Consider the following 12,378-nt stretch of genomic DNA (forward strand, 5'->3'; position numbering starts at 1 on the left):
CCTCCATGTTCACCGCTTTCACCATTTGCACCAGCAGAAAGGGCACAGCCATGTCTTCAGTCGACACCGCGGTCCACTCCGTCCTGACCGCGAAGTTCGAGGTTCCCCAGGACCTCATCCGCCCCGAGGCCACCCTGGAGAGCCTCGACCTGGACTCCCTCGCCCTGGCCGAACTCGCGCTGGCACTGCAGGAGGAGCTGGCCGTCGAGGTGCAGGAGCACGAGGCGACCAAGTCCACCACCATCGCCGGGCTCACGGCGGCCCTGGCCGCCAAGCGCACCGCGGCAGGGGTGCTGTGAGGGCTGACACCCGCGCGGTCGCCGTCACCGGCCTGGGGCTCATCACCCCGGCCGGGGTCGGTCGCGAAGCGACCTGGGCGGGCGTCCTGCGCGGCGAGTCCACGGCGGCCCAGGACCACCAACTCAAGGAACTGCCCGTCGACTTCTCCTGCCGCGTTCCGCCGATGACGCCCGAGCAGGGCAGGATCGGCGGCGGCAAGGCCTGGCGGATGGGACGGTTCACCCAGCTCGCCGTGCTCGCGGCGCGCGAGGCCGTCGCCGACGCGGGCCTCGATCCCACCAGCTGGGACGGCGCCCGGGTGGCCGTCGTCATCGGCTCGGGGCTGGCCGGCGCGGCTCACCTGGAGGAACAGACCCTGCGCCTACAGGCGGGCCCCGACCTGGTGTCCCCCGTCCTGATCCCGATGCTGATCTCCAACATGGCCGCCGGTGAGGTCCTCCTCGACCTGGGCGCACGCGGCCCCTCCCTGGCGACGGAGACGGCCTGCGCCTCGGGGGCCAGCGCCCTGGCCGTCGCCCGTGACCTGCTGCTCTCCGGCGCCTGCGACATCGCGGTGGCCGGCGGCACCGAGGCCGCGATCAGCCCCGTGGTCACCGCGGGCTTCCAGCGGATGGGCGCCCTCTCGACCCTCACCGACGCTCCCGCGCAGGCCTCCAGGCCCTTCGCAGCGGACCGTGACGGCTTCGTCATCGCCGAGGGCGCGGCCATCCTCGTACTCGAACGCACCCAGGACGCCCGAGCGCGCGGCAAGCGGCACTACGCCCAGCTCGCCGGCGTCGGCCTGAGCTCGGACGCCCACCACCCCACGGCACCCGCCCCCGGCGGCACGGTGGCCGAAGTGGCGCTGCGCGACGCGATCGGTCAGGCCGGGCTCGTGCCGACGGACATCGACCACGTCAACGCCCATGGCACATCGACCCCGTTGAACGATCGGACCGAGGCCGAGCTGATCGCCCGGGTCCTGCCCCACGGGCCCACCGTCACCTCCGCCAAAGGCGTCCTGGGCCACAGCCTCGGCGCGGCCGGCGCCATCGAGGCGGCCCTGACGGCCTTGACGATCCACCACTCCACCGTTCCGCCCGTCGCCAACCTCACGACGGACAACCTCGGCTTCCCGCTCGACTGCGTGGTGGACCGGCCCCGGCCGCAGACCGTACGGGCCGCGGCCAGCCATTCGTTCGGCTTCGGCGGACACAACGTGGTCCTCGTCCTGCGCGCGCCCTGACCGGCGCCGCCACCGTCGTACCACCCTCCCTCCCCCGCACCTCACCACCCTCAGAAAGTCACCTGCCCTGTGACCGTCTACAGCGCGCTCGCCCACGCGAGCGTCCACGTCCCCCTCGGCCGGCAGACCGTGGCCGAGGCCGAGGACCGCTTCCGGGCCCACAACCCCGGCATCACCCTGACGCCCGGTGTCCTGCGGCACATGTACGGGCTGCTCGAACGCGCCGTGGCCCCCGCCGACGAACAACCCTCCGATCTCGCCGCCCAGGCCGCCCGCAACCTGTTCGACGAACACGGCACGGCACCGGGGGACATCGATCTGCTGCTGTTCGCCGGCATCCTCGCCGACATGGAAGAGCCGGCCACCGCCCATGTCGTGGCCGCCAAACTGGGCCTGGGCTGTCCCGTCTTCGACCTGAAGAACGCCTGCAACGGCGTGCTCAACGCCCTGGAGGTCGCGGACGCGTTCATCAGGTCGGGCCAGTACCGCCGCATCCTCGTCACCACCGCCGAGGTGAGCACCCGCGAAAGCCGCTGGTCCCTGGACGACGCCGCCGACGTGCTGCACGCGCTGCCCAGCCTGAGCACCGGCGACATGGGCTCCGCCGTCCTGGTCGAGGCCGCCGAGAAACCCGGCATCCTCGGCAGCCGCTTCTTCGCCAACTCCTGGGGCTGGCAGGCCGCGACCCTGCCCAACCCCTACGCCCAGCACCGCACCCTGGGCCATCTGCGCATCGACTCCGCCGAGCTGGTGGCCTCCTTCGACGGCATGCCCGAGAAGGTGCGCGGTGCCCTGCACGACTTCGGGGTGAAGCCCGGTGACCTGGACCTCGTCTGCATCCACCAGCCGTCGGTGGCCTTCACGAAGGTCGCCTGCGACTGGGTCGGGGTGGACCCCGCGCAGATCGTGTCCACCTTCCCCGCCCACGGCAACGTCGCCACCAACACCCTTCCCCTGCAGCTGACCACCGCCCTGAAGACCGGCCGGCTGCGACGCGGGGACCTGGTGGGCCTGTTCGGATTCGCCAGCGGCGCCAGCAGCGGCCTGCTCCTGTGCGCATGGTGACGGCCGCCGACCTGGCACCGCGCTGCTGCCCTGCCTCCCCGCCCTCTGTACGGAGTCGCACGATGATCCTCCCCTCCCCCGTCCAGTCCTCCGCCCCCGCTCGGGCCCGCGCCGCCGAGGCGCCCGATCGCCCCTTCGACACCCGGCCCCGCATCGCCCCCGTCCCCCTGGAGCAGTGGCCGAGCACCCTGCGCGCGGTCCTCGACGCCTCCCGCAACGACGGGCCGGGCCGCGTGAACCTCTTCGGCACCCTCGCCCACCATCTGCCGCTGGCCGAGGCATGGCTGGCGCTCGCCCGGATGCTCACCCACGACGGCACCCTCTCGGCGCGCGACCGAGAGCTGGTCATCCTGCGCACCGCCCACCGGCTGGACTGCGCCTTCGTCCACGACCGCCACGCCGCCCGGGCCCGCCCCGCCGGGCTGCGCCCCGACGAGACGGCCGCCACCGCGGCGCCCCTGGACGCACACGGCTGGGGCTCCGACGACCTGGTGCTGCTGCGGGCCGTCGACGCGCTGGCCGACCGCGCCGATGTGCCGGACGCCCTGTGGCAGGCGCTGGCCCGCCGCCTGCGCTCCGATCAGCTGGTCGAACTCCTGGTCCTTGCCGGCCAGTCGGCCACGATGTGCATGACGCTGCGCACGCTTCGTACGCCCCCGGACAGTGCCGGGGCCGCCGCCGAAAGCCCGCGGGCCGCCGAGCAGCCGCCTGCGCCCGGCACCCATGCCGCGCCGGACCAGGCCGTCGACGTACGCATCGACCGTGAGCGGTGCTGCAGTTCGGGCCAGTGCGTCACCACCGCCCCCGATGTCTTCGAGCAGAGCGACGACGACGGTCTCGTCCTGCTCCGTCCCGGGCACCGGGCGTCCGCGGCACAGCCCGGTGTGCGCCTGGCCGCCGCGCTCTGCCCCGGCGGGGCGATCACCGTCACCCCGCAGCCGTAGCCCCCACCCCCTTCCCCCGCCACCTCCCCGCTATCGGAAAGCTCCTCCCCCATGTCGCTCACCTCCACGGCACCCGCCCTCACGCTCCCGGCCGCGTACGGCAGGTGCCCCTACGACCCGCCGCCCGCCTACCTGGATGCGGCAGCCCAGGGGCCCCTGACCCGCACCGTGCTGCCCGACGGCTCCCCGTGCTGGCTGATCACCGGATACCAGGAGGTCCGGGCCGTCCTGGCCGACCCCCGCTTCAGCGCCGACGCCCGCACCCCGGGATTTCCCTTCCTCTCCCCCGGGCAGCGCGAACTGGCCACCGCCAAACCGAGCTTCATCCGCATGGACGACCCCGAGCACGCCCGGCTGCGGCGCATGGTCACCAAAGACTTCCTGGTGAAACGCATCGACGCGCTGCGACCCGACATCCGGCGCATCGTCGACGCCGCCGTCGACCGCATGGTCGCGAAGGGCGCGCCGGCCGATCTGGTCGGCGACTTCGCCCTTCCGGTCCCCTCCCTGGTCATCTGCCTGATGCTCGGCGTCCCGTACGAGGACCACGACCTCTTCCAGTCACTGAGCCGCACCCTGCTCGACAACGACACCACCCACGAACAGGCCGCACACGCCCACCACGAGCTCATGTCGTACCTGGCCCGCCTGGCCGCCCACAAACAGCGCCGGCCCGGCGACGACATCCTCAGCCGGCTCGTGGCACGCGAGGACCTCACCGCGCAGGAGACCGCGTCCTTGGGCTTCCTGCTCCTGGTCACCGGCCACGAGAGCACGGCCAACATGAGCGCCCTGTGCACCCTGGCGCTGCTGCGCGACCGGCGGCAGGCCACGCTGCTGCGCGAACGCCCGGAGCTGATCCCCGCGGCCGTCGAGGAGTTGCTGCGCCACCTGACCATCATCCATCTGGGACTGGCCCGCGTGGCCAGGGAACCCGTGGAGGTCGCGGGAACGTCCATCGCCGCCGGCGACGGCGTGATCTGCATGCTGTCCACCGCCAACCGGGACGAGGAGCTGTTCGCGCAGGAGGGCTGCCCCCACCCCGGACAGCTCGACCTCACCCGCGACGCGCGGCGCCATCTCGCCTTCGGTTTCGGGGTCCATCAGTGCCTCGGACAGCCGCTGGCACGCGCCGAGTTGCAGATCATCCTGGAGACGCTGTTGCGCCGGCTGCCCCAGCTGCGCCTGGCGGTGCCGGAGGAAGAGCTCGATTTCTGCACCAAGAGCATCGTGTACGGGGTGAAGGCCCTGCCGGTCTCCTGGTGAGCCCGCGCCGCAAGGCCCCGTTCCCCAAAGCCCCACCCTCCAGGGACGTTTGTGGGTACCGCCGAAGGGGACCCGGACACAGGGAGAGAGTGCAGCATCCCCGGCCGAGGGTTCGCTCCAGCGGCTGAAGCTGCTGTCACCCGATCACGACTCTTCACGTCGCTCCCCGTGACCGCCGCGCGTGCGTTCAGACCGCATGCGGCGGCCCTTTCACAGGAGCCCGTGACCCCGGCCGCTCCCGTCGCCACGATCCCGAGGAGCCCCGGGTGCCCAGCAGCACGCACACAGCAGCACGGTCGGCCGAAGGCCGACCGGCCCCCTCGTACAACGGGACAGAACCCTTCCATGATGTCGAGGCGGGAACGCCGCCCCCTACGGAGCGCCTCTACCTGGCGGTGACCGCGCTGGTCGTCGCCTTCCCGTTGGTGGCTCTGGCGCTGGGGGGCTGGGTGCTGTGGGGCAGGGTCATCGGCCTGACCGACGTACTGATCGCCGGGTTCTTCTACGTCGTGACCCTCCTGGGTGTCACCGCGGGCTTCCACCGGCTGCTGACCCATCGCAGCTTCACGGCACGCCGTGGACTGGGCCTCGCGCTGGCCGTGGCCGGTTCGATGAGCTTCCAGGGCGACGTGATCAACTGGGTCGCCGTACACCGACGCCACCACGCCTTCACCGACCGCCCCGGTGACCCCCACTCGCCCTTCCGCTACGGCACCACCCTGACCGGGCAGTTGAAGGGCCTGGTCCATGCGCATGTGGGCTGGCTGTTCATCGGTGAGGAGCCGGAGGCCGAGCGCTACGCCCCGGATCTGCTGGCCGACCGGGGAATGCGCCGGGTGGCCCGGGCCTTCCCGCTGTTGTGCCTGGTCAGTCTGGCACTGCCGTTCGCGGCGGGCTGGGCCGTCGGAGGCACCCTGCACGCCGCCCTGACCGCCCTGTTGTGGGGCGGCCTGGTCCGGGTGGCTCTGCTCCACCACGTCACGTGGAGCGTCAACTCGCTCTGCCACATGATCGGAAACCGCCCGTTCCGCACCCGTCGCCACGACCGGGCGACCAACCTGTGGCCGCTCGCGCTGTTGTCCTTCGGCGAGAGCTGGCACAACTTGCACCACGCCGACCCCACGTGTGCTCGTCACGGAGTCGACCGCGGCCAGATCGACCTCACCGCCGAAGCGATCCGCCTCTTCGAACGCCTCGGCTGGGCAACGGATGTCCGCTGGCCCACACGTGAGCGCATCGACAACCGGCGACACTGACAACCCCCTTGGGAGAAAGCCGTGATTCCCGTTCTGCTCGTTCTGTTCGTCGTCCTGGTCGCCTTCGGCTTCCTGGAACCCATCCTGTGGCTGGCCGCCGCCGGACTCCTCTACGGCATCACCCACTACCACCGGCGCAGCCGCCTGGTGCCCCGGGACGATCCCGAGTACGTCGAGTTCCGGCGCGGCCGGATCCTGCGCGACCGCTTCGAGCGCCGCTACGAATCCGACCGGCGACGCAGCCCGTGGAGCCGGCGCTACCTCTGATCCGGGGACGGGCGGCCGTGGCCGAGTACCTCTGAGCGCTCACCAGGCTCTGCTCCGTCTGACCGGTGAGCTGAAGCCTCGCCCTCACGCGTCGCCGCCGTGCCGGCGCCTACTGCAGGGCGCGGACCGCGGCCGAGAACATCGGGGGCATCCACGAGGCCGCGGGGACGACGAGCCGGGCGGTGCCCGGGCGGCGGCTCGCGGCCAGCAGGGCGCCGGTCAGCAGCCGGTGACGACGGGTCAACAGGGTCCAGGCACGCTCGTACTCCTCCGGTCGTCCCGTCGCCAGGGCGTGGACGGCGGCTCCGGCCGTCGCCAGACCAAGGGCGATGCCCTCACCGGTGAGGGCATCCAGATAGCCCGCGGCATCGCCGACGAGCAGGACACGGCCGGCGACCCGGCACCGTACGCGCTGCCGCAGCGGCCCGGCGCCGCGCACACCGGTGGCGGCCGGGCCGCGCAGGGCTGCCGCGAGGGCCGGGAAGTCCGCCAGGTGCTCGTCGAACCCGCGGCGGGTGCGGCTGAGGACGGCGACGCCCACCAGGTCCTCGCCGACCGGTGTCACATAGGCCTCGCCGTGCCGGGACCAGTGGACCTCCACGAAGTCCGTCCACGGCTCGACGCGGTAGTGCCGCCGCAGTCCGTAGCGGCGATGCGGGCGGCCACGGCCCGGCAGTTCAAGCCCCAGGCTCCGGCGCACCGGCGAGTGCAGGCCGTCGGCGGCGATCAGCCAACGGGCCGTGGTCCCGGCGGCGGTGACCGTCTCGGCGCTCTGGCGCACCTCGCCGACCTTCCCCCGAAGCATCCGCACGCCGAGGCCCAGCGCACGCTGGTGCAGGGCGGAGTGCAGTGTCGTACGGCGGATGCCCAGCCCGCCGCGGTCGCGGAAGGACGCCTCGGCGGCCCTGGAGCCGTCCACGTAGCGGATGCCCCGCAGTTCACGGCCGGTGACCTCGACGCCCAGTGCCTTCAGTGCGGCGACGCCGCCGGGCATGACCCCTTCGCCACAGGCCTTGTCCACCGGCCCGGTGCGGGGTTCCACGACCACGGTCTCGAGGCCGGCCAGCGCGGCGTGGATGGCGGCGGCCAGACCGGCCGGACCACCGCCGGCCACCAGTACGTCGATCACGCCGGAAGGGACGTGGGCAGCGTGGCCGGCGTGGCCGGGGTGGCCGGGGCGGTCGAAGCTGTCAGGGCCCGGTTCTCACAGCGGACGCGCACGGTGAGCAGGGCGGCGTTGAGGACCGTGAACACGGCCGCGGTGACCCACGCGGTGTGCACCAGGGGCAGGGCCACGCCTTCGGCCACGACGGCCACATAGTTGGGATGCCGCAGCCACCGCCACCGGTAGGGGCCGCCCGTCACCAAGGGCAGCCCGGGGAGGACGATCACCCGGGTGTTCCAACGGGGTCCCAGGGTGCGGATGCACCACCACCGCAGCGCCTGGGATGCCGCGAGCACGACCAGCATCGGCCAGGCCAGGGCGGGCACGAAGGGCCGGTCGGCCAGCCACACCTCAACCGGGCAGGCGATCAGCAGGCCGGTATGGAGGGCGATCATCGCCGGGTAGTGGCCCTGCCCGGCCACGGTCGCGCCGCGGGCGGCGCTCCACCGCTCGTTGCGGCGGGCTACGACGAGTTCGGCGACGCGCTCGGCCGCGACGGCGGCCACCAGCAGTCCGTACCAGATCATGTGTCCTTTGCCCTTCGCCCGTCCGGCCCTTTGACTGTTCGCCCCACTGACCGCCGGACCCGTTGAGTGCGCAACCCGACCACGACCGCTGAACTACCAGCGCAGCAGGACCAGTTCGCAGGCGAAGCCGGGTCCCATCGCCAGAAGCACCCCCGGTGTGCCGGGCGGCGGGTGGCGTTCGGCCAGGGTGTCGTGCAGTACGTGGAGCACCGACGAGGAGGACAGGTTGCCCACGTCGGCCAGGTGACGCCAGGTCACGTCGAGCGCCTCGTCGGGCAGATCCAGTGCCTCGGTGACGGCATGCAGGACCTTGGGGCCACCCGGATGGCACACCCAGGCGGTCACGTCCTTCGGCTTCAGGCCGTGCTCCGCGAGGAACCCCTCGACGTCGTCGGCGAGGTGACGGCGCACCACATCGGGAACCGTCGGGTCGAGGACGACCTGGAAGCCGGAGTCCTTGATGTCCCAGCCCATGACGCGCCCGGTGTCCGGATACAGGCGGCTGCGGGTGTCCACGATCGCCGGACCCGCGCTCGCGTCGCGGCGGTCCGCGCCGCACGCGACGACCGCCGCGGCGCCGTCGCCGAACAGTCCGGTGGCGATCAGGTTGGCCATGGAGGCGTCGTTGCGCTGGAAGGTGAGCGAGCACAGTTCGACCGACACCAGGACCGCCACGTCGTCGGGCCGGCCCAGCAAGTAGTCGTGCATGCGGGCCAGTCCCGCGGCGCCGCCGGCACAGCCCAGGCCGAACAGGGGCAGTCTTCTGACGTCCTGCCGCAGCCCCAGGCGGCCGGCCAGCCGTGCGTCGATCGAGGGGGTCGCGATGCCGGTGATGGAGGTGAAGATCAGCAGATCCACGTCGGCGGCGGTCAGACCGGCCGCGTGCAGTGCGGCGCGAACGGCTTTGGCGCCCAGGTCGGGGGCGGTGGCGATGAAGACGTCGTTGGCGGCGCCGAATCCGTCCAGCTCCCCATACCGTTCGAGCGGCAGCGTCATGTGCCGCGAGCGGACCTTCGTGCTGCGGTGCAGCCGGTCAAGGACCCGACGGTCGGTGCCCTCGGGCAGGCAGGTGCGAGCCACTATGTCGGTGACCTCGGACTGGGTGTGACGGTGCGGTGCGAGCGCACCGCGAACGGCGGCGATCCGCGTCATATCTTTCCCGTCCGGTGTACCGACTGGAGTGAGTTGCTCTGCAGCTGTTCCCCGGTCCGGTGCTTCCGCACCAGGGATCGCCCGTCCGGCCGCTTGTCCAGGGCGCGTGCTCCGGCCGGGCGGGGCCGGGCCGCCTACGATCGGCCGGGTGGGCACCCCCGAGCAGTCGACGGCCGACGGCACGGCCGTGAGGTGGGCCGGCCGGGTGGGCGGCCTGGCCGGGTCGTGCCACCCCGGGCCCGTCGTGGCCGTCACCACTTTGATCACCGCCCTGGCCGTGACCGCCGGCCAGGGCGCCGCGCGGTGCGCTCTGATCGCCGCCGCCGTGCTGACCGGCCAGCTGTCCGTCGGCTGGTGCAACGACGCGTTCGACGCGCGCCGGGACATCGCCGCGGGCCGCCGTGGCAAACCCGTCGTCGACGGCACGGTCGCCGTGCGGGAGGTGTGGGTGGCCGCGTGTGCCGCGCTGGCACTGTGCGTGCCGCTTTCGCTCGCCTGCGGCCCGTGGGCCGGGGTGGTTCACCTGGCGGGAGTGGCCGCGGCATGGGCGTACGACCTGCGCCTCAAGGCGACAGCATGGTCCTGGGCGCCCTACGCGATCGGGTTCGCCGCGCTCCCGGCGTTCGTGGCGCTGGGACTTCCTGGACGGCCTTGGCCGGCCTGGTGGGTGGTCACCGCAGGGGCGCTACTGGGCATCGGAGCCCACCTGGGCGACGTACTGCCGGACATCCGCGGCGATCTGGCGACGGGCGTACGGGGATGGCCGCACCGCCTGGGCCCGGACGGCGCGCGGCTGCTGCTGCCCGTTCCGCTGGTGATGGCGTCGGCGGTCCTTGCGCTGGGGCCTGCCGGTCCCCCCGACGGCTGGGGAGTGACGGCGCTCGCGCTGGCCTGCGTGATCGCGGTGACGGGGACGGTCCTGGGCCGCCGCCGGGAGAAGGCCGCGTTCGCGGCGGCCGTGGCGGTGGCGGTGGTGGACGTGACGTTGCTGCTGCTGCGCGGCAGCGGGATCGCCTGACGCCGACTGCTCGGCGCCGTCGTCGCTCCCACGCTCCCGCGCTGCCACGACAAGGCGGGAGCAAGACGCATCGCCCGGAAATGTGCGGCACCCGACGCCGGACTGCGCGTCCGGCTCGGAAAGGTCAGCAGCCGCCGCAGTTGTAGTAGAGGACGTCCCAGTGATTGCCCTCGTCGGCGTAGATGTTGCCGGAACCGGACTTGTACATCGGAGCGCCGTCGCCGCGTACGCCGATGTAGGTGAAGGTGTTCTTGACGTAGCTCGTGACGCAGGTGTTCTTGCCGAAGTCGAGCTTGTATCCGTTCCAGTGCGAGTACGTACCGCTCGCGTGGCCGGTCTCCGTGCCACCCGTGATGTTGAGGGCGCACCCACTGGCGCGCTTGAGGGTCTGAGCCCCTTGCGCACTGGCGAGGTTGAGCTGCTCGAAGGAGGTGCACGTCGGGTTGTTGCGGTTCGAGCAGCCACCGGAGGACGACCAGGTGATGCCGACCTCACGGAACATCGACGTCGCGGTGGCATGGCTGATCTTGGTGGCGGCGAAGGCGTCGGTGGCCGAGGTGAGGACGCCGAAACCGGGTGCGATCAGGGCGCCTGCGGTGAGCGCCAGAGCGGTGAGCGCGGAGCGGATGCGCATGGGGGTGCCTTCCTGCTGGTGACCGTGCTGACGATGAGACGGCTGTGGTGCAGGTGGAGCAAGGAGATGATGCCCGCATCCATGCGTCAGAACCAGAGGACGGCAGGGCCTGCCGGGCGGCTGCGACTCGTTCTGGGCGAGTCTGAGCGGGCGTACCCGTCTGGCAGTGTGTGGTGAACGGACTGGCCGGAGATCGCCGGCTGACGGAGCGTCGCGCCGACCGCGGGCGGGTGCTGCCGGATGTGTGGAGGGAGTGCGCTGTGGTGTCTGTGGAGGGCTTCACCGACCGGCTGGACTATCCGATGTACGTGGTGACTACTGCGGCAGCGGACGGTGCGCCGTCGGGCTGCCTGGTCGGTTTCGCGTCGCAGTGTTCGTTGAATCCACCGCGCTTCGTGGTGTGGCTGTCTCAGATGAACCACACGTACCAGGTGGCCAACCGCGCCTCATTCCTCGGAGTGCATCTGCTCAGGCGGGACCAACACCAGCTGGCGCGGCTGTTCGGCGGTGAGTGCGGTGACCGCGTCGACAAGTTCGCCCGTGTCCAGTGGCAGCCGAGCAAGGATGGCGTGCCGATCCTCACGGAGGCGTGTGCCTGGTGGGTGGGCAGGATCGAGCGGAAGGCCGACTGGGGAGACCATATGGGCTTTCATCTCACACCAGTTGAGTCAGGCGCCGACTCGACACCGCACGCCCCACTGCTCCGGCTGAGCGATGTCACCGACCTCACCCCCGGCCACCCGGGGTGAGGTGGGAGGACCTGGCCGACGGACCGTCGTAAGAGATCGACGGCTGGTCAGTCGTTCCCGAACCCGAACTCGCGGTTCAGCCGTTCCATGTCCCACTCCACTGTCCCGCCGCCGGGTAGTTCCTCTGTCCATTGAAGGGTTCCTGGGAAGTCGGGGTCCACATCTGTCGCCTCCCATTCCTCGTCCCCCGGCAATATCGCGATCCAAGGCGGTGGGGAGGCCAGCACGTTCCCGACGAACTCGAGAACGGCGGACAGCGAGGCGTCAAGAGGGCCATCGGGCGGCATGTAGCCCTGCTCGATGTCCCACCAGCCGAGTTGCCCCGTCCTGATGTCGACAAGCCCCTTGGTGACACTCAGCTCCGTCACGGGAACGAGGAAGGCCTTGTCCCCCGCGCGGAGATTGCGGTCGTCTTCGCGTGCGTGATGGAGCCATGTCGCATAGTTGTGGAGAATGTCCTCGACTCCGAGGAGTGTGAATCCCGGTGGTATGACGGTGGTGAAGCCGGACCCGTCGTGCCGCAACAGCGACTCCTCCACGTCCTCCGGGAGCCTCCCTCCGATCCGGTCGTACAGCCGGTCGAGGTCACGCCTGGTGCACGGCCCCGGCAGAGGGTCTTCCTCCGGGGCCTGCTGGGCGATCCATCGCTCGATCTTCTCCCATGCTTCGGCAACCGCCATGTGCCCACTCCTCATCGCGCGCGAATCAGCAGGAGAACACTCTCGCTCGTGGGCCGTGGAAGGTGGAGGCCGTAGCTGGTAAAGGTTTTTGAGGGTGGGGGTTGTAGGTGGTGGGGGTTGTAGGTGGTGG

Annotated in this window: 14 protein-coding genes; 9 read left to right on the forward strand and 5 right to left on the reverse strand. The window is 71.5% G+C overall.

Translation table 11 applies throughout. The features are described from left to right. Positions 1–50 precede the first annotated feature (50 nt). The 7 genes from ACIGXX_RS24210 to ACIGXX_RS24240 all read left to right on the forward strand — a co-directional run bounded on the left by ACIGXX_RS24210 (position 51) and on the right by ACIGXX_RS24240 (position 6,323). A complete protein-coding gene (locus ACIGXX_RS24210) occupies positions 51–299 on the forward strand; it encodes a phosphopantetheine-binding protein (RefSeq protein ID WP_351166170.1) in 249 nt (82 codons plus the stop codon). After that, complete coding sequence (locus ACIGXX_RS24215) at positions 296–1,525, forward strand: beta-ketoacyl-[acyl-carrier-protein] synthase family protein (protein ID WP_399978662.1); 1,230 nt, start codon at positions 296–298, stop codon at positions 1,523–1,525. Before ACIGXX_RS24210 ends, ACIGXX_RS24215 begins: the two co-directional genes overlap by 4 nt. Before the next feature lie 69 nt (positions 1,526–1,594). Next, a complete protein-coding gene (locus ACIGXX_RS24220; RefSeq protein WP_399978665.1) occupies positions 1,595–2,590 on the forward strand; it encodes a 3-oxoacyl-ACP synthase III family protein in 996 nt (331 codons plus the stop codon). A 62-nt stretch (positions 2,591–2,652) separates the two neighbouring features. Further along, positions 2,653–3,534 (forward strand): carboxymuconolactone decarboxylase family protein, encoded by an 882-nt coding sequence (locus ACIGXX_RS24225; RefSeq protein ID WP_361465717.1) that lies wholly within the window; start codon positions 2,653–2,655, stop codon positions 3,532–3,534. 51 nt (positions 3,535–3,585) lie between these two features. Then, on the forward strand, positions 3,586–4,800 hold the full coding sequence (locus ACIGXX_RS24230; RefSeq protein ID WP_399978670.1) for a cytochrome P450: 1,215 nt from the start codon (positions 3,586–3,588) through the stop codon (positions 4,798–4,800). A gap of 266 nt (positions 4,801–5,066) precedes the next feature. Further along, positions 5,067–6,056, forward strand: a complete 990-nt coding sequence (locus tag ACIGXX_RS24235; RefSeq protein WP_399978673.1) for an acyl-CoA desaturase — start codon at positions 5,067–5,069, stop codon at positions 6,054–6,056. 21 nt (positions 6,057–6,077) lie between these two features. Continuing rightward, positions 6,078–6,323: a hypothetical protein gene (locus ACIGXX_RS24240; protein WP_351166160.1), complete on the forward strand. Its 246-nt coding sequence runs from the start codon at positions 6,078–6,080 to the stop codon at positions 6,321–6,323. Positions 6,324–6,432: 109 nt separating this feature from the next. On the opposite strand, the gene ACIGXX_RS24245 is transcribed toward ACIGXX_RS24240, so the two are convergent. From ACIGXX_RS24245 to ACIGXX_RS24255, 3 genes are all read right to left on the reverse strand, one after another. Next, positions 6,433–7,452: an FAD-dependent monooxygenase gene (locus ACIGXX_RS24245; RefSeq protein ID WP_351166158.1), complete on the reverse strand. Its 1,020-nt coding sequence runs from the start codon at positions 7,450–7,452 to the stop codon at positions 6,433–6,435. Continuing rightward, positions 7,449–8,015 (reverse strand): isoprenylcysteine carboxyl methyltransferase family protein, encoded by a 567-nt coding sequence (locus ACIGXX_RS24250; protein ID WP_399978677.1) that lies wholly within the window; start codon positions 8,013–8,015, stop codon positions 7,449–7,451. Before ACIGXX_RS24250 ends, ACIGXX_RS24245 begins: the two co-directional genes overlap by 4 nt. Before the next feature lie 93 nt (positions 8,016–8,108). Further along, positions 8,109–9,167: a 3-oxoacyl-[acyl-carrier-protein] synthase III C-terminal domain-containing protein gene (locus ACIGXX_RS24255; RefSeq protein ID WP_351166154.1), complete on the reverse strand. Its 1,059-nt coding sequence runs from the start codon at positions 9,165–9,167 to the stop codon at positions 8,109–8,111. A gap of 148 nt (positions 9,168–9,315) precedes the next feature. Here ACIGXX_RS24255 and ACIGXX_RS24260 point away from each other — a divergent pair, with 148 nt between their 5' ends. After that, on the forward strand, positions 9,316–10,185 hold the full coding sequence (locus tag ACIGXX_RS24260) for a UbiA family prenyltransferase (RefSeq protein WP_399978680.1): 870 nt from the start codon (positions 9,316–9,318) through the stop codon (positions 10,183–10,185). Positions 10,186–10,309: 124 nt separating this feature from the next. Here the strand turns inward: ACIGXX_RS24260 and ACIGXX_RS24265 are convergent, their stop codons facing one another. Next, positions 10,310–10,819, reverse strand: a complete 510-nt coding sequence (locus tag ACIGXX_RS24265) for a hypothetical protein (protein ID WP_361465732.1) — start codon at positions 10,817–10,819, stop codon at positions 10,310–10,312. Positions 10,820–11,079: 260 nt separating this feature from the next. Between ACIGXX_RS24265 and ACIGXX_RS24270 the strand changes: the two genes are divergently transcribed. Then, entirely contained in the window at positions 11,080–11,568 is a 489-nt protein-coding gene (locus tag ACIGXX_RS24270) for a flavin reductase family protein (protein WP_399978977.1), read from the forward strand. A 47-nt stretch (positions 11,569–11,615) separates the two neighbouring features. On the opposite strand, the gene ACIGXX_RS24275 is transcribed toward ACIGXX_RS24270, so the two are convergent. Beyond that, on the reverse strand, positions 11,616–12,248 hold the full coding sequence (locus ACIGXX_RS24275; RefSeq protein ID WP_361465735.1) for a hypothetical protein: 633 nt from the start codon (positions 12,246–12,248) through the stop codon (positions 11,616–11,618). Positions 12,249–12,378 lie beyond the last annotated feature (130 nt).

The organism is Streptomyces sp. NPDC055243 (assembly GCF_044544025.1).
Taxonomy (GTDB): Bacteria; Actinomycetota; Actinomycetes; order Streptomycetales; family Streptomycetaceae; genus Streptomyces.

Excerpts from the sequence above, each read along its gene's own strand:
- ACIGXX_RS24225 (WP_361465717.1), top strand. The coding sequence starts at position 2,653 with ATGATCCTCCCCTCCCCCGTCCAGTCCTCCGCCCCCGCTCGGGCCCGC.
- ACIGXX_RS24255 (WP_351166154.1), bottom strand. The coding sequence starts at position 9,167 with ATGACGCGGATCGCCGCCGTTCGCGGTGCGCTCGCACCGCACCGTCAC.
- ACIGXX_RS24210 (WP_351166170.1), top strand. The coding sequence starts at position 51 with ATGTCTTCAGTCGACACCGCGGTCCACTCCGTCCTGACCGCGAAGTTC.
- ACIGXX_RS24250 (WP_399978677.1), bottom strand. The coding sequence starts at position 8,015 with ATGATCTGGTACGGACTGCTGGTGGCCGCCGTCGCGGCCGAGCGCGTC.
- ACIGXX_RS24265 (WP_361465732.1), bottom strand. The coding sequence starts at position 10,819 with ATGCGCATCCGCTCCGCGCTCACCGCTCTGGCGCTCACCGCAGGCGCC.
- ACIGXX_RS24275 (WP_361465735.1), bottom strand. The coding sequence starts at position 12,248 with ATGGCGGTTGCCGAAGCATGGGAGAAGATCGAGCGATGGATCGCCCAG.
- ACIGXX_RS24230 (WP_399978670.1), top strand. The coding sequence starts at position 3,586 with ATGTCGCTCACCTCCACGGCACCCGCCCTCACGCTCCCGGCCGCGTAC.